Below are 16,992 nucleotides of genomic sequence, written 5' to 3'. Positions count from 1 at the left end.
TTGTCGCGTGCTTTTACTTTCAGGCAAAGTGCTGTTTCTCCTTCTGAACATATTCATTCCGCGCTAAGCTTAGCTTTCCCAGATTTACCCTAAATAATTCAAGTTACTTAAACTAATTAGGGTATAAAACAATGAATATCATCCATAGGGAGTGACAAGATGGACAAGAAAATTGGTTTTATCGGCTGCGGTAATATGGGCAAAGCCATTCTTGGCGGCATGATCGCCAGCGGTCAGGTTCTCCCCGGACAAATCTGGGTCTATACCCCTTCCCCCGATAAGGTCGCCGCGCTACACGACCAGTACGGCATTAATGCGGCGCAGTCTGCACAAGAAGTCGCGCAGATCGCTGATATTGTTTTTGGGGCCGTAAAGCCAGGCATTATGATTAAGGTGCTGAGCGAAATTACCTCCAGCCTGAACAAAGACTCCCTGGTCGTCTCAATTGCCGCAGGCGTCACCCTCGATCAGCTTGCCCGCGCGCTGGGTCACGACCGTAAAATCATTCGCGCAATGCCAAACACGCCGTCGCTGGTGAACGCCGGAATGACCTCCGTCACGCCAAACGCCTTAGTCACGCCGGAAGATACGGCTGACGTGCTGAATATCTTCCGCTGCTTTGGCGAAGCTGAAGTCATTGCGGAGGCAATGATTCATCCGGTCGTTGGTGTCAGCGGTTCAGCACCGGCCTATGTATTTATGTTTATCGAAGCAATGGCAGATGCCGCCGTTCAGGGGGGAATGCCCCGCGCGCAGGCTTATAAATTTGCGGCACAAGCGGTAATGGGTTCGGCGAAGATGGTACTGGAAACGGGAAAACATCCTGGCGAATTAAAGGATATGGTGTGCTCGCCAGGTGGAACCACCATTGAGGCGGTACGCGTCCTGGAAGAACGCGGTTTCCGTTCATCAGTAATTGAAGCGATGATTAAGTGCATGGAGCAATCGGAAAAACTCAGCCGCTCCTGAGTTAACACCGCCGGACGTCATGCCGCCGCTTCAGTGCGGTTACGTCCGGAATTCTTTGCTTTATAGAGCGCCATATCTGCTGATTTTAACCATTCTCTATAGTGTTCAGTTTCAGATGTCAGCGGCGCAACGCCCACGCTAATGCGCAGGTCAACCTGCGGCGCGCAAGATAAACGCAGTTGGGTAAGCCGTTCGTGAACACGAGACATCGCTGCAATCGCGCTGCTCGCCGACGTGCCACACATGATTACCGCAAACTCATCACCGCCAAAACGCCCAATCACATCGCTACCGCGTAAGGTCATCTGTAACTGGCGGGTCAGTGCTACAATGGCCTGATCCCCTACGTCATGGCCCCAGGTATCATTGATACTCTTAAAATGGTCGATATCGATGATAAGAAGCGTGGCATCACGCTGATGGCGGCGGCAATTATCAAATTCATTACGCAGCAACAGCTCCCAATGACGTCGGTTATACACACCGGTCATCCCATCTCGCGTACTCATAACCTGTAAGCGACGTTTATGTTCTGCCAGCCGGATGAGCGTCTTATAACTCACCCAGGCAAACAGCAACGGGTAAACCACTAACACTGGCAGTGACAGCAGCACGCTCAGCTGCGTACTGCTAAAAGCCACGGGGATATCCGTTAACTGTAACGTCACCAGGCAGGAAACCACCATCAACACGGCGCCTGCGATGAAGACTCGCATACCTCCTGCGCCCATCAGGTTGATACAGATAATCATCAACAGCGCCGTGGATGGCAGCAAGTTTATCCCCATAATCCCCATCCACATCCCGGCGAGGATGGCATCGGCTTTTAAGTTGGTATATTCGCTATGCAGTGGATCGACAGCTTTACTTGCCAGTTGCCATGCCAGATGTGGCCAGACAAATGCCCATCCCACCAGCAAAAGCCACCAGCCTCCGGTTATTGGCTGAGAAACTAATACCGACGCGATAGGGAAAAACATTCCCCCCAGTCCCACCGCTCGCGGCAGCCTGATTCGTCGGGCAAATCGCAGACCGGAACGTTGGTGGTCATTTTGATGAAGCAATATAAATGCTTCATTCGGGACGACCTTCTTTTGATAAAAATTTTCATCATTCATCGTATTTGGGAATATTCTGAAACAAATTTCCCAAATTATAGGAAGGGGTCTGGCGGCGGAAGTATGATATTTCGGGTGAGCGATTTTATCTGCTCACCCGGAAGTGCTAAGCAGATTTTTTCAGGCAAGCACTCATAAACTTATTACGATCATCGCCTTTCAGAGACTGCTCCGTCGCCTTGACGTTGCATTCACGCATTTTCTGCTGCTGCGGCGTCAGACTCTTTTCCTCAGGCCCAGATTTACTGTTTTTCAGGCAATCACTCATATACGTCTTACGCGCATCCCCTTTTAAGGTTTGCGCCGTTGCCTGCTGATTGCAGGTGGTCATACGTTGTTGTTGCGGGGTTAATGTCTTCTCGGCAGCACCGACGGTAGTTAAAAAAATAAGACCAAAAAGCAACGTCATTAATAATGTAATTTTCATAGCACCATCCTTTTCTGAACGACGACACACAGGTAAGTTTGGCTGCTAACGATAAAAATACCACCCGACGGCAAAAGTATTGCCGCCGGGCGTCGGGTTATTTCAGTCCTAACGCCGCTTTCATGGTGTAGAACAGGTCGGTTTGATCGGTCAGGCCAACCACATTCGCCGCATGAGGGCCATAGGCTGCAATACGCAGTTGGCTGCCGGTGTGCTCCTGGGACTCTTCTTCAGAGTTGCCATAGCTAATGACCATCACCGCGCCATCTTTGGTGTTCAGCGCTTGCGTTAAACCGGGTGCTTTAGTATCCGGCGCGACTATCTGGCTGGCATGCGCGTGGTCAGCGGTTACCACGACCAGGGTGTTGCCATCTTTCTTCGCAAAAGCAAGCGCACGCTGCACCGCTTCATCCAGATCGACAGTTTCACCAATTTGTCCACACGGGTTAGCGGCGTGATCTTGTTTGTCGATTGACGCGCCTTCCACTTGCAGGAAGAAGCCTTTCTCATTTTTGCTTAACAGCTCAATCGCTTTATCCGTCATCTGTGCCAGAGTCGGCACGCTGTCGTTACGTTTTGGATTTGGCGTGCAGGTCACTACCGGCTTATCCAGATTTCCGTGATAAGACGCTTTCGGGCCTTCCCAACGCACTGGCATATTACCGTCAGAGAACAGACCCAACAGCGGTTTATCCTGATTCGCTTCGGTAATCGCCGCCAGCGTCGCGGTATCACTCACCATCTGGTAACCACGGGCCTGTGCTTGTTCACGCAGCGTTTTACCCTGCCACTCACCTGCCGTAGCGGTTTCAGTAAAAGTCTTTGCCCCGCCACCTAACGTAACATCCGCACGGGCATTCAATAATTGTTCGGTAATCGACCCTTTACCGCCTTTTTCCAGCGCGTTCGTCGGGCATTTTTCAGCCGTCACGCTCGGGCCATAGCATTTACGCGAAGTGACATGGGCAACCAGTGCGGCAGGCGTGGCATCCTGCAATTCAGCCGTGGAAACGTTGCCTGTCGCCAGACCCGCCGCTTTGGCCATTTCCAGAATAGTAGCGTGATCTTTCTCATGAATATCAACGCCCAGAGCACCATTGTAAGTTTTAACACCGGTCGTCCACGCCGTCGCCGATGCTGCAGAATCTGTCACATAATCGGGCTTGCCGGTTTTCTTATCCAACGCATAATGTGTGTATTGTCCGGTCAACGGTAAAGCATCAATACCTTTAAAAAAGCCGCCCGCGCCTTCAGCATAATTTCGCGCTGCCGTTATTTCGGAATCACCCATCCCATCGCCAATCAGTAAAATAATATTTTTGGCCGGTTTGTCGTTCAGGGATTCGCGCAGAGCCGCGGTTTGGTCGGCAGACAATCGGCGAGCGCCACCCGGCGTGGAGATATCACCTTGAGCGGCACGATTATCCAAAACCGCTACAGTAGATGTTTCTGCATTAATAACCGGGGTAAACAGCAAAGGTAACAGGGCAATAGCGAGTGCGCTTTGTTTCACTTTATATTCTCCATGTATAAATACGGTAAAATTAAAACAAAGCGACTATAAGTATTTGATGTGACACTTTTATGATAATTTGTGGGTGCCCCGCCACAGATGGTTCAAAACGCTTTTGGTACGATCTCGCAAGCGTTATGTATGTTCGTGAGAAACGCGGGCATGCGGTTTACATCAGCCAGCGCCCCCTCAATTTGACGAATAAATATTTGCCGATCGTTCCACGCCATATTGCGCAGCATTTCGATGATTACCCGCTCTAACGTTTCGACCTGTACCGCCAGATCTTGCGACTCTTCTTCTTTTTGCGCGAGTTTAAGTAACAACTCAGTGACGAGGTTTTTCATTTGCCTATTCCCTTAACAAAATATGGGTCACGTTATCATTAAGGCTCACGACTGCCTAGAGGATGAAAGTTGTATTTTTATAAGTAATAAAACGATTTGCGAAAACAATCACAACACAAAATAAGGGTAAATGCGTCTTGACGCAGAATGATTCAATATAAAAAGGTAAGAAAATTAATAATCACACAAATATATAATACACAATTATGGATTAACAACGCTGACAGGCAGCGTTGTTAATCAGGAGCTCAACGCCCCCCGCGCCGACGTCGCAACGCAATAGCCAATTGCCAGATATTGATAAGCACAATGCTTGCTGTAGCAATGAACACCCAACGGAACCCCGCCATTGCCGAAACCGTCGCCCCCATTAATGGCCCGGCGACGTTGCCGAGATACATAAATGACTGGTTATAACCAAAGATGCGCCCGGTTATCTGATCGCTGGAGTATTTCACTAACAGCGTCTGCACCGCCGGCAACATCGCACCGTCGGCAAAGCCAAGCAGAAAACGGAGAACTCCCAACTGCAACGGCGTGGTGACCCACGACATAGCGAAAAACAGCACCACCGCGAAGATTAACGTCGCCATTAAAATCCGCTCAGTACCAATACGGTCGCCTAATTTACCAAGTCGAGGCGCGGAAATCAGAGCAGAAATGCCCGGTACTGAGGCTATCAGCCCGCTGAGAAAGGCAATATTCGAACTATCTGGGACCATTGATTTAATAAACAGCGCCAGAATTGGCCCAATTGAACCGTTACAAAGTTGAATCACCATGGTGGTAAAAAACAGGCTGATCACCAGCGCCGGATGTGAAAGCGAGGCAAATACGGCCTTCCCACTCAGACGTTCGCTTTTTTTAATCGTCGGACGAACGCCCTCTTTGATCAAAAACAGTGTGACCAGAAAACTCACCACCAGCAAAGCGGCGGTAATACAGAATACCGCCCGTAAGCCAACGTGATCGGCAATAAAGCCCCCCATTAACGGTCCACCAATGACACCGCTAATTTGCGCCGTCGACAGCGTACTCAGCGCCCAACCGCTGCGTTCACGCGGAACCTGTGACGCGACCAGCGCCATCGCATTAGGAATATAACCGGAGGTTAACCCCATCACCCCGCGCAGCAGAAAAAGCTGCCAGACGTTAGTAGCAAATGCCTGTAGCAAAATCGCAATGGCCATACCCAGTGAGGCCCGCAGCAGCATTAGCTTGCGTCCTTTGCGGTCGGCTAAACTGCCCCACATTGGAGAGACAATAGCTGAAATCAGGAAGGTGACGCTGAACGTTAATCCGGACCACATTGAGAGCGCTTCATGCGAGGTCACGCCCAGTTGGGAGATATAGAGTGGTAAAAAAGGCAAGATTTGGCTAATCGCCAGTCCGGTAAAAAAGCACCCGAACCAAACGGAAATAAGGTTAACTCTCCAGGATTCCATAAGGACTCATAACGATAAGTAGCTGAAAACTGCGAGCAGCTTAACAAATTACTTAGCTGAATAAGGGTCCACAGGTGCGATAAATCACAGTTTAGTATTTTATCTTCCCGCTCATCATATTTGTGATACAGCTCACATCAAACCCATAATATAAGCAGGGGATTATGCTTCGCGTGCGGGCCGTTTGTTTGTTCTGTTCTATTCCCCTGTCGTCAGCCAAAACAATCTGCCAGAAGCCGAGGAAACCTGCGTTTTGTCGTGGTAATGTATGTGCTTTGCATTCATGGAATGGGTTTTTAAGATGGCAAAGTTGCGGGTAGGAATCGTATTTGGTGGTAAATCAGCGGAACATGAAGTGTCATTGCAATCGGCAAAAAATATTGTCGATGCCATCGACAAGACTCGCTTTGACGTTGTGCTGTTAGGTATTGATAAACAAGGGCAATGGCACGTCAGCGATGCCAGTAATTATCTGCTCAATTCAGACGACCCGGCGCATATTGCGTTGCGACCTTCTGAGACCAGCCTGGCGCAGGTACCGGGTAAACAAGCGCACCAGTTGATCGATGCACAAAACGGTCAACCGCTGCCGACGGTCGATGTTATTTTCCCGATCGTGCACGGTACTCTGGGTGAAGATGGCTCTCTGCAGGGCATGCTGCGCGTGGCAAACCTACCGTTCGTAGGTTCTGATGTGCTGGGTTCTGCGGCCTGTATGGATAAAGACGTGACCAAACGTCTGCTGCGTGATGCCGGATTAAACATCGCGCCATTTATTACGCTCACTCGCGCCAATCGCAACAGCATCAGCTTTAGCGAAGTGGAATCCCGCCTGGGTCTGCCGTTGTTTGTAAAACCGGCCAACCAGGGATCGTCCGTTGGCGTCAGCAAAGTAACCAGCGAAGCCCAATACGATCAGGCCGTCGCGCTGGCATTTGAATTCGATCATAAAGTCGTGGTGGAGCAAGGGATCAAAGGCCGCGAGATCGAATGTGCTGTACTGGGCAACGATCATCCGCAGGCCAGTACTTGTGGAGAGATTGTGCTGAACAGCGATTTTTACGCTTACGACACTAAATACATTGACGATAACGGTGCCACAGTTGTCGTTCCGGCAGCAATTGCACCAGAGATTAACGACAAGATCCGCGAAATCGCCATTCAGGCCTACCAGACACTGGGCTGTGCCGGCATGGCGCGCGTGGACGTTTTCTTAACTGCTGAAAACGACGTTGTGATCAATGAGATCAACACGCTGCCAGGCTTTACCAATATCAGTATGTATCCGAAGCTGTGGCAGGCGAGCGGTTTAGGCTATACCGATTTGATCACTCGCCTGATCGAACTGGCGCTGGAACGCCATGCTGCGGATAGCGCGCTGAAAACCAGTATGTAAACCCGCCAGGATGCCTGATATAGCTATTGGGCATCCTTTACTTCATCATCTTCAACGCGGCGACGGATGATTAATCCGGCCAGCCAAAAGCTAATCACCCAGGTCACCAGCCCTACCGCATAGGTTTGCCACCCCTGCGCTTCAAAACCGAGTAAGCCCACCACGCCGTTGAGAATAAAGATAAGCCCAATAGCGAAGGCATAATAGTGCCAGTCTCGGCGGATTTTAACAGGCAGGTTCATAACGGCTCCGGTGGATATACAACATGAAAACGCATCCTCGCACATTTCCTCATACACGTCTGTGGCCTGTGCGGAATTTCTGAAATGTAAATTAATTTCACTTAAGGTTGCGTAATTGTGACGTTAAGCAAAAAACCGAAATCCAGGAATAATCTCTACCTGAAATTACCATCATTCTGATATTGACATTGCCGATCACCTGTCAGACTCACTTTCAGTTACAGGCATTACGTCAAAAAAAGCAGGTTATTTCCGGAGGTCTTTATGGCTGATTTTACGCTCTCAAAATCCCTTTTTAAGGGCAAGCATCGGGATCCCTCCTCCCTGCCCGGCAACATTGCGTATGCCGTATTTGTGCTGTTTTGCTTCTGGGCAGGCGCGCAGATTTTAAATCTGTTGGCCCACGCTCCCGGCATCTATGAGCAGTTGATGCAGTTGCAAATGCAAGAGACAGGGCGCCCGCGAGTTGAAATCGGCCTGGGCGTCGGAACCCTTTTTGGACTGGTCCCTTTTCTCGCCGGAAGCCTGATTCTTGGCGTCATCGCGGCATTCGCGCGTTGGCGCCGCCGTCATCATAACGATGACTGACCCATACATTTCGCCCGACGATCGTCCACGCGTTTAGCAAACCACGCGGTAGTCAGGTTACGTGTGATCTTCGGGCTTTCCAGTTGAATGCCAGGCAGCATTTCACGGGGAAGCGTTTTCCCCGCCTTCGCTTCCGCCAGCTTATAGACTTTCTCGTACAGCGCGGTCTCTTCAAAGGCCAGGCTGTCGCCTTTTTGCAGCTGACGGCGGATCTCACTCTCGCTCATGTCCAGCTTCCCGGCCAGTTTACGTACCGCCAGCTCCGTTTTGCCCGGCTCGCTGCTGCCATAGAGAATTAAATCACCGTCCATCGCCAGCTTCACGCCGCTGGCTTTACTGACCGCATTCTGGAAAGCTGCATTGCGGCTGGCATACCACCCGGCATTGAAATCGGCGAAGCGGAAAATTGGCGCACTGTAATTCGCCGGGTAGTTAAGCAGATGATACGTACCGAACCACAGCCCACCGCGGCGGCTAAATACTTCCTGGCGCACGGTTCCCGCCATTTTCCACGGGTAGCCGCTGGCATGCTGCTCAGCAAAGGCGATGCTAACCTGCATCGGCCCACCGGTATGCACCGGATTAAGCGAACCAAATAACGTCTGCCCCATCGGTACCATGTTGATAAAATCATCAAAGATCGCGCTAAGCTGTTTTTCGGTTTTCACCGTATCCAGGCGCTCGCTGTAGCTTTTCCCCGTTGGCGAGTTAATCTTCAGCGCGGTATGCACCACAAATAGCGGGATGTGCATACGCTCGGCACGACGATCGATCTCTTTCCAGGCGATTTTACTTAAGTTCGGCACGGCTGGATCCGCCTGGTAATTTGACTCCTGTTGCGCGACCGCCAGCACCGAACAGATATTTTCAACCGTCGGCGCCAGCTTCTGGCTTTCAAAAGTCTTTGCCAAATCCTGCGCCCATGCGTCCCGGTCTTTCACGCTGGCGGGCATTTTCTGGCGCACCACGCTCGCCACATCGACGGCTTTCTCCCCCTTTTTTAGCGGCTGCGCGGGTTGGCTACTACATCCCACCAGCACCAGTGCTGCCAGACCAGACAAGGGGTAAAGACGGGAAACCGTCGACATAACATCTCCTTATTATTAACTCAGTGTATGGGTAACTTCCTGAATATCCTGACCATCAAGCTCTCGTTCAAAGCTGCGCAGACGCTTATAAATAGACATCAGTTCCACTAACGTTGTCCAGGAGTTAATCAGATACTGGAACGAGCCGCGCACCTGGCCAAACACGTTGGTGATTTGCGTCATCAGGCCGAGCGTAATCGTACCGGCAACAATCGACGGAAACAGCAGGAACAAGCCGAAAACGTTATCAACCTGCAGGTAAAGAACACGGGCGATATTAAAATACATATAGTGGAAATAGAGACGGAAATAGTTTTGCCGCACCGCATGAAACAGCTCACGCACCGTCGGCGGTGTCGCACGATTAGCGTCATCTTCACCGTATACCAGTTCTTTACGATAGGCAGCTTCCACACGCTGGTTTTTAAACTCCAATCCCGGAAGTTTGATCCCAACGACCGCCAGCAAGCCGGTTCCCATCAGCGACCAGACAATTGCGGCAATCACCAGGCCATAAGGAACATGCCCAACAACCGGCAGTTCGGGCACATGCGCAGAAAGTTTTACCAAAATCGGCAAAAAAGCGATTAATGTCATTATCGCGTTAATGAAACTCACGCCCATACTTTCCAGGGTCGACGCAAATCTCATAGTGTCTTCCTGTACACGCTGTGCCGCACCTTCGATATGACGCAGATGCTGCCAGTTAGCCATGTAGTGTTCATTCATCGCGGTACGCCAGCGGAACACATAGTGACTGACAAAAAAGTAGTTCAATACACTGACAATCACCGCAATCACACCGATCCCCAGAAATACGCCCGTCTCTGTGTAAAATTGCCCCATGGTCACTTTATGAGGTGAACTCAGAGCCTTTTGGATCAAATCGTAGAATGGCGCGTACCAGGCGTTGACAGCGACGCCAACTTCAACCAGAAACCAGGTCACAAAAATAATCAGCGATGTGCCCAGAATAGACCAGTACTGCCAGCGGTGTGGGCTGTAGAGAAACCAGAACAGCGCGAACACCCCGACACAAAGAATGTAGTACGCATAAAAAATCAGATAATCCAACGACCAGAAACGCGCTGCGCTAATAGGTACGTCTCCCGACGCGCCGGTAATATGTGCAACCCAGGCTCCCCCACCTGCTTGCCAGAATACAACGGCGACAAGTGCCCAAATAAATGCCGAAATAAAGAACGGCCCCGGCTTTGGGAAAAAAGACTTAAACATAGTGCTCTCCTGCTAACTTCTTATCGTTATGACGACTGCTGTGCATTTGCCACCGTGGAGTGCGGAGGCCAGACGGCTTACGCCCAAAAACACAAGCTGAAACCGACAATTGTGACCAAAACCGAGGCACTTAGTTCGCACCTCGGTTATGAAGAATTGTTTCTGTGGTTTTCACACTCGACAACGTTCCAGTATGTGCAGATTATCACAGCGTAAGATCACAAAAGCGAACATCCGCAATCCAGGAAACTCCTACGTTTACTCATCGTTACGTTTTTCCCACTATCATTGGTTGATAAGCGCTTTGCAATACGCCGATGAGTAGTATAAATACGCATACGCACGACATCCTTTTTCACTTTCTCTAACTCATGGACACCACCGTTGAAACGTAGTCTGCTTTTTTCTGCCGCGCTGTGTGCGGCGTCATTGACATCAGTCCAGGCGGCACAGCCTATAACCGATCCGGTTTTCGCCTCCGATATCGTCGATCGTTATGCCGACCATATATTTTACGGCAGTGGTGCTACGGGGATGGCGCTCGTGGTGATTGATGGTAATCAGCGCGTATTTCGCAGCTTTGGCGAAACGCGTCCCGGTAACAACGTCCATCCACAGCTTGATTCCGTGATTCGAATTGCCTCAATCACTAAATTAATGACCAGCGAAATGCTGGTGAAATTGCTCGATCAGGGCACGGTCAAACTCAACGATCCATTGAGTAAATATGCACCTCCAGGTGCACGCGTGCCGACTTATCAGGGCACGCCGATTACGCTGGTGAATTTGGCGACGCATACCAGCGCGCTGCCGCGCGAACAGCCTGGCGGCGCGGCAAAGCGCCCGGTGTTTGTCTGGCCAACCCGCGAGCAGCGCTGGAGCTATCTCTCTACTGCCACGTTGAAAGCCGCACCGGGTTCACAGGCATCTTATTCCAACCTGGCGTTTGACCTGCTGGCCGATGCGCTGGGAGCGGCCTCTGGTAAGCCTTATCCGCAGCTGTTTGAAGAAAAAATCACCCGTCCGCTGGGGATGAAAGACACCACCTTTACCCCGTCCCCCGATCAATGCCGACGCCTGATGGTCGCGGAAAAAGGCGCCAGCCCCTGTAACAATACGCTGGCGGCAATGGGCAGCGGCGGTGTCTATTCTACGCCCGGCGATATGATGCGCTGGATGCAGCAGTATCTCTCTTCTGACTTTTATCATCGTAGCCAGCAGGCCGACCGGATGCAGACGCTGATTTATCAGCGTACGCAGTTAACTAAAGTGGTGGGAATGGATGTTCCAGGCAGAGCCGATGCGCTTGGTTTGGGCTGGGTCTACATGGCGCCGAAGAATGGCCGACCGGGAATTATTCAAAAAACCGGCGGCGGCGGTGGTTTCATCACCTATATGGCGATGATCCCACAACAAAACGTCGGTGCGTTTATCGTGGTGACCCGTTCTCCGCTAACCCGTTTTACCAATATGAGTGACGGTATCAACGATCTGGTTGCAGAGTTGAGCGGGAACAAACCGCAGGTTATTCCCGCATCCTGAGTTAATACTCAAAAGGCAAACGGTTAATGCTCACCAGTTTGCCTTTATTCATTTCAATGTAACCACCTTTACGCAAAGCCGCGAGAACCTCAGCGACAACCGAGCGGGAAATTCGCGTGCGTTGGTGAATATAGTTCATGACGCCGATACGCGAACGCAGTACGTCGTCCCATTTCATCATGGATATCAGCGTCGCGCGAATCTGATCGTAGGAGTTATTGCCGATCAACTGCAGATCTCGCAATTCAAGCATGGAATTTTGCCATGCCAACCAACAAAAAGCTTCACGCCAAAGCTGGCACTCTTCAATTATATTAATTGTTTGTGAGGCAGGTAGATGGTATCCCGTACAATCGCTTTCCGTGATTAATCTGTATTGTATATCTGTTTTCATCACGCCATCTGAAAGCCCCATAATAAACGGTGCCTGTGCAATACCGACCAGCACATTCTCCCCTCGCCTCAGGGAAATTACACCATTTAAAATGATAAAGGTATCGTCACTGTTTATATCACTGGAATAAATTATTTCTTTATCGTTATCACACTCAAAGTGTTTGCCATATTTCGACAAACATTTATCAAGCTTACCAAATTCCACAAGCGGTTTATTTGCAGACAACATCTGGGCATTCCTTGCAATAAATGCCCGTCAAATCCGTGACGGGCATTTTTCTGAGTTAGATTATCTTTTCTTTAACAACGAGAGATGTCTTACCAGGTATATTTAACGCCAACATTTGCAGACCAGTCTTGATCTACATCACCACCACCGAGGTAGTTAGCATCGGTGTAGGCGCTGAAGTTTTTGGTAAAGCTGAACTGAGTACCCAGTCCAACACGTACCGCAGAACCTTCTACACCGTTGTCGATAGAATCGCCGTTTACGTCAGAATCGTTGTTAGAGTCGTCGTAAACGTAGGCCAGTTTGAAGTACGGGGTCAGCGCCTGATCTTCGCTGTAGGCGAAGGTATAACCTGCATCTACACCGAGTTCATAGCGCATGCTGTCATAAGACTGACCGTCAACTTTCATGTCGTTGCTCAGCTTATAATCATCACCAGACTGGAACAGACCGGATACGCTGCCGTATGGCGTTACGTAGCCTGCGTCACCCAGCTTCAGGTCATAACCCAGTTTCAAGCCAAAGCCCCAGGCATCAGAAGAGGTGCTGCCATCAACATACTGACCGTTGCTCATGTTGGCAGACAGATCGTTGTTGAAGTGGGAGTAGCTTAAGTTACCGTCAACAAAGATGTTGTTGTCAAAGCGAGCAGAAGAGTAGATGTAGGCAGTCTGGCTATCCTGATCCACCTGACCGGTACGGTCGCTCATATCACCTTTCGCGAAGCCTGCTGCAGCACCGACAATCCACTTAGCGTTGTTACCATCAATTTTGGAATCAACACCAACCATGATGCCGTTAACATCCTGATCGTAGTTAATGGTGCCGTTATCTGCATCGAAGCTACCACCGAAGTAGCTTACCCATGCACCACCGTTATCAACCAGACCATGACGTGCGTTAGTCAGACGAGTACCAACGGTGTCTTGTTCCAGGTTCCAGATATTGGTGTTAGCAGACGGGATGCTCAGCGCCATGTTCGCGTAGTCTGTCAGTTCCATCTGCTGCAGAACAACGGTGTTACCCTGCTGCTGTGCCTGATAGGTGTAAGCACCGAGGTCAGCTTTGTTGGCTGCAGAGAAGGTGGCAGTGGTATTCACATCGTTAACGTAGATCAGCTCTTTGCCTTTGTAATCAGCAACGGAGCCAGCGCCGGTCGCATTGTCGACACGCACTTTGTAGTTACCGGATGCCGCAACAACGTTGTCAACAGAGCTGTTATCCAGTTCGTCGCCATTGTTGATATCGCCGTTACCGTTAACGGTCAGGTGACCGTCAGAGTTCATTGCGATAGTACCGTAACCGTAGTTAGCCTGAGTGGTATCCCAGGTACGATCGTTCACCAGATCGGCATTCAGAACATAGTCGCTGCTGTGGATGTTGAATACACCAGAAACAACATGGTTGCTGTTATCAGCATAATTGCCGCTGGTCAGTTCCAGTTTATCGGTGTTGAATACTTCAGTATCAAATTGATCAACATTAACATCCAACACACCACCATTAGTTACAGTGATGGTATTGGCATACAAGTTAGAACCCGTCGCCCATCCAGTGGACTCGGTCAAATTCACAGTACTATAGCTGTTAATTGTCAGATGATCTGTATCAACTTGACCACCTTCACCAATATTCAATGAAGAGCTATTGGTTAAATCAATAGTATCTGAAGTCAGCATTGAATCAGAGACGTTAACCTGAGAACCATTGTTCACAGTCAGAGTATCAACTAATGAATCCCCAACGGTATCCCACTCAGAACCGTTGTTCAGCGCTACGTTGAACACACCGCTCTGGAAGACTTTATTATCAACAACACGTCCCCAACCATTGGCTTCAGCGGTTCCACCCGGAGTCAGGCTATTGGTTGCAACATCAAACATATTTGCTGGGTAGATAGTCTCAGCATCGAAAGTAGCCTGGCCAACCCACTTACTACCATTATCAAGAGTCAGGTTCAGTTCATCGACATTCAGGCTATCGTCAGCCCAACCAAGGTTGGTATCCGCCACACCGTCACCGTTGGAATCATGACCAATAGTGTCAAAATTGGCATTCCAGTTACTGGTAAATGCAACATCACCAATCAGCGTTGAATTGCTGAAGTACACATTGTTTTTCATTGCATAGTCTGAAGAAGAGCTATCGGTGAAAGACAATGCAACATCGCCCGGACCAGTGTAATCACTTGGCTCATTGGAATTACCAAAGAAGGCAGTATTCGATTCCAGAATGGAATCTGAACCAGAAGTTACAGTAGAGTTGTAGACGTTGATGTTGTTATCCCAGGTATGGGATTCCGTCGTATAGGTGTTGTTGTAAGTATTCCCTTGAGACAGAGCAATGCCAGCAACACGTGAGTTGTTGGAAATATTGATATTGCTTTCTACATCAAGATTAACCGCAACACCTTCGCTGGTATCAAACGTTTCATTGGTATATTTAGTCACATCAACAGATAAATAAGAATCGGTGAAATACAACGCTTCATAATCATCATCAATGGTGGAATTAGCAATATTCAGAGTGAAAATATCACCGTCATACCAGTTTCCGTCAACAACGGTAGTGTTGTTAAATTCATATCCACCAAAGCCATTGCCATCAACATCAAAACGATCGTAGTAACCGCTTGGCAACATAGATGTAATTGAACCATGAATAACAGAGTTACTGATATTCAGCTGATTCACTGCGCCATCAGTGTAGTCATGATTCAGATAATAAGTAGAAATCGTGCCGTTAACGGTATCGCCGTTAAAAGACTGATCAAAATCACCAGCCGCATTATTATAGTAAACAAAGCCACTATAATTCACGTAGTTACCATCTACAGTTCCGGCTGCATCCATATTGTCCCAGTTCAGGGCCGTAGTTGGATTGTCGTAGTAGGTCCAGGTATCGTAAGTAGAAGCATTCGCCTGAGAAGTGATTGCCAGAGTGCAGGCTAATGCTAATTGTGAGACTACGAGTTTCTTTTTCCAAGTGTGCATTTGTCATCCCTCCTCAGGGACGTAATATAGTTGATCCATCAATTATCAATGCAAAGAAAACATTTTATGTTTCGCAGGGACGATTATGCGGTTTCATTAAGGAAAGGTTCAATTATTCTTTGCCCGTTGTCCGAAACCGGACAACGTAATAAATTCAAGCCACGCCATTTAAGAAATATAAAAACCAATAGTTTCAATCAATTAAAAGAGAGCCAACATTCAAAGCATATAATTCACTAATGAATCAGAACGCAAACAAATAAATAGACAATAAATAAACACAATCTATACACCACGCTATAAAAGCAAACGCATAGATATTTAAAATAATAAAAAAACAATAAACAAAATAATGAATATGAATAAATTGCGCTAATGATTCATCCCTTCGTTACAGTAAATCCAGATATAACGCCAACTTTCGTAAACCACACGCCCTCAGGTTCGGGTATACTACGGCCTTCGATTCCACAAACATCAGGCATACCATGACAGACCTAATCCAACGCCCTCGCCGCCTGCGCAAATCTCCCGCGCTGCGCGCTATGTTTGAAGAGACAACACTCAGCTTAAATGACCTGGTGTTGCCGATCTTTGTTGAAGAAGAACTCGACGATTACAAAGCTATCGACGCCATGCCAGGCGTGATGCGTATTCCAGAGAAGCACCTGGCGCGCGAAATTGAACGCATTGCTAATGCTGGCATCCGCTCGGTGATGACTTTCGGCATTTCCCACCATACGGATGACACCGGTAGCGATGCCTGGAAAGAAGACGGCCTGGTGGCGCGCATGTCGCGTATCTGCAAACAGACCGTGCCGGAAATGATCGTCATGTCCGACACCTGCTTCTGCGAATACACCTCACACGGCCACTGCGGCGTGTTATGCGATCACGGCGTGGATAACGATTTAACCCTTACCAACCTCGGCAAGCAGGCGGTGGTTGCCGCCGCAGCGGGTGCGGACTTCATCGCGCCTTCCGCCGCAATGGATGGTCAGGTACAGGCGATTCGCCAGGCGCTGGACGCCGCGGGCTTCACCGATACCGCTATCATGTCCTACTCCACTAAGTTTGCCTCATCTTTTTACGGCCCATTCCGTGAAGCCGCGGGCACCGCGCTGAAAGGCGATCGTAAAACCTATCAGATGAACCCGATGAACCGTCGGGAAGCGATTCGCGAATCGCTTCTGGATGAAGCCCAGGGCGCAGACTGCCTGATGGTCAAACCGGCTGGCGCGTACCTCGATATTCTGCGTGATATCCGCGAGCGCACCGAGCTGCCGATTGGCGCTTATCAGGTCAGCGGTGAATACGCGATGATCAAATTCGCGGCGCTGGCGGGGGCTATAGATGAAGAGAAAGTGGTGCTGGAAAGTTTAGGGTCGATCAAACGCGCTGGCGCGGATCTGATCTTCAGCTACTTCGCACTGGATCTGGCTGAGAAAAAAATTCTGCGTTAA

The 16,992-nt window shown here is 49.4% G+C and carries 15 protein-coding genes; 5 read left to right on the top strand and 10 right to left on the bottom strand.

The genetic code is table 11. The features are described 5' to 3' along the window. The first annotated feature begins 159 nt into the window (after positions 1-159). On the top strand, positions 160-969 hold the full coding sequence (gene proC, locus WC1_RS18625; RefSeq protein ID WP_003021462.1) for a pyrroline-5-carboxylate reductase: 810 nt from the start codon (positions 160-162) through the stop codon (positions 967-969). Between the two features lie 17 nt (positions 970-986). Here the strand turns inward: proC and adrA are convergent, their stop codons facing one another. The 5 genes from adrA to WC1_RS18650 form a co-directional block, all read right to left on the bottom strand. Next, positions 987-2,102, bottom strand: a complete 1,116-nt coding sequence (adrA, locus tag WC1_RS18630; RefSeq protein WP_085951537.1) for a diguanylate cyclase AdrA — start codon at positions 2,100-2,102, stop codon at positions 987-989. A 91-nt stretch (positions 2,103-2,193) separates the two neighbouring features. Then, positions 2,194-2,514: a phosphate starvation-inducible protein PsiF gene (gene psiF, locus WC1_RS18635; protein ID WP_003021454.1), complete on the bottom strand. Its 321-nt coding sequence runs from the start codon at positions 2,512-2,514 to the stop codon at positions 2,194-2,196. Between the two features lie 97 nt (positions 2,515-2,611). After that, positions 2,612-4,027: an alkaline phosphatase gene (phoA, locus tag WC1_RS18640; RefSeq protein ID WP_003021451.1), complete on the bottom strand. Its 1,416-nt coding sequence runs from the start codon at positions 4,025-4,027 to the stop codon at positions 2,612-2,614. Positions 4,028-4,131: 104 nt separating this feature from the next. Beyond that, entirely contained in the window at positions 4,132-4,374 is a 243-nt protein-coding gene (locus tag WC1_RS18645) for a sigma-S stabilization anti-adapter protein IraP (RefSeq protein WP_003021448.1), read from the bottom strand. Between the two features lie 248 nt (positions 4,375-4,622). Then, positions 4,623-5,819 carry a multidrug efflux MFS transporter gene (locus WC1_RS18650; RefSeq protein ID WP_003021445.1) on the bottom strand — a complete coding sequence of 399 codons (1,197 nt, stop codon included), beginning with the start codon at positions 5,817-5,819 and terminating at the stop codon, positions 4,623-4,625. A gap of 301 nt (positions 5,820-6,120) precedes the next feature. On the opposite strand from WC1_RS18650, the gene ddlA reads away from it, so the two are divergent. Continuing rightward, positions 6,121-7,215, top strand: coding sequence for a D-alanine--D-alanine ligase (ddlA, locus tag WC1_RS18655; RefSeq protein WP_003847629.1), 1,095 nt, complete (start codon positions 6,121-6,123; stop codon positions 7,213-7,215). A gap of 23 nt (positions 7,216-7,238) precedes the next feature. Here ddlA and WC1_RS18660 read toward each other — a convergent pair whose 3' ends face one another. Beyond that, positions 7,239-7,457, bottom strand: coding sequence for a DUF2754 domain-containing protein (locus WC1_RS18660; protein ID WP_003021440.1), 219 nt, complete (start codon positions 7,455-7,457; stop codon positions 7,239-7,241). Positions 7,458-7,721: 264 nt separating this feature from the next. Here WC1_RS18660 and WC1_RS18665 point away from each other — a divergent pair, with 264 nt between their 5' ends. Beyond that, positions 7,722-8,045, top strand: a complete 324-nt coding sequence (locus WC1_RS18665) for a DUF2755 family protein (protein ID WP_016149687.1) — start codon at positions 7,722-7,724, stop codon at positions 8,043-8,045. Here WC1_RS18665 and WC1_RS18670 read toward each other — a convergent pair. Together WC1_RS18670 and sbmA are read right to left on the bottom strand one after the other, a co-directional pair. Beyond that, positions 8,030-9,133: a DUF1615 domain-containing protein gene (locus tag WC1_RS18670; protein ID WP_003847631.1), complete on the bottom strand. Its 1,104-nt coding sequence runs from the start codon at positions 9,131-9,133 to the stop codon at positions 8,030-8,032. The two genes, WC1_RS18665 and WC1_RS18670, sit on opposite strands and share 16 nt — an antisense overlap. Positions 9,134-9,148: 15 nt before the next feature. Then, on the bottom strand, positions 9,149-10,369 hold the full coding sequence (gene sbmA / locus WC1_RS18675; protein ID WP_016149686.1) for a peptide antibiotic transporter SbmA: 1,221 nt from the start codon (positions 10,367-10,369) through the stop codon (positions 9,149-9,151). A 384-nt stretch (positions 10,370-10,753) separates the two neighbouring features. On the opposite strand from sbmA, the gene ampH reads away from it, so the two are divergent. After that, positions 10,754-11,911, top strand: coding sequence for a D-alanyl-D-alanine-carboxypeptidase/endopeptidase AmpH (gene ampH / locus WC1_RS18680; RefSeq protein ID WP_003021428.1), 1,158 nt, complete (start codon positions 10,754-10,756; stop codon positions 11,909-11,911). A gap of 1 nt (position 11,912) precedes the next feature. Here the strand turns inward: ampH and iprA are convergent, their stop codons facing one another. Then, positions 11,913-12,536 carry a hydrogen peroxide resistance inhibitor IprA gene (gene iprA / locus WC1_RS18685; RefSeq protein WP_003847633.1) on the bottom strand — a complete coding sequence of 208 codons (624 nt, stop codon included), beginning with the start codon at positions 12,534-12,536 and terminating at the stop codon, positions 11,913-11,915. Between the two features lie 89 nt (positions 12,537-12,625). Next, positions 12,626-15,529, bottom strand: coding sequence for an autotransporter outer membrane beta-barrel domain-containing protein (locus tag WC1_RS18690; protein ID WP_016149685.1), 2,904 nt, complete (start codon positions 15,527-15,529; stop codon positions 12,626-12,628). A gap of 488 nt (positions 15,530-16,017) precedes the next feature. On the opposite strand from WC1_RS18690, the gene hemB reads away from it, so the two are divergent. Beyond that, a complete protein-coding gene (hemB, locus tag WC1_RS18695; RefSeq protein ID WP_003021420.1) occupies positions 16,018-16,992 on the top strand; it encodes a porphobilinogen synthase in 975 nt (324 codons plus the stop codon).

This window comes from Citrobacter sp. KTE30 (assembly GCF_000398825.1).
Classification (GTDB): Bacteria; Pseudomonadota; Gammaproteobacteria; order Enterobacterales; family Enterobacteriaceae; genus Citrobacter; species Citrobacter freundii.
This window is presented reverse-complemented; position numbering and strand designations above follow the sequence as displayed.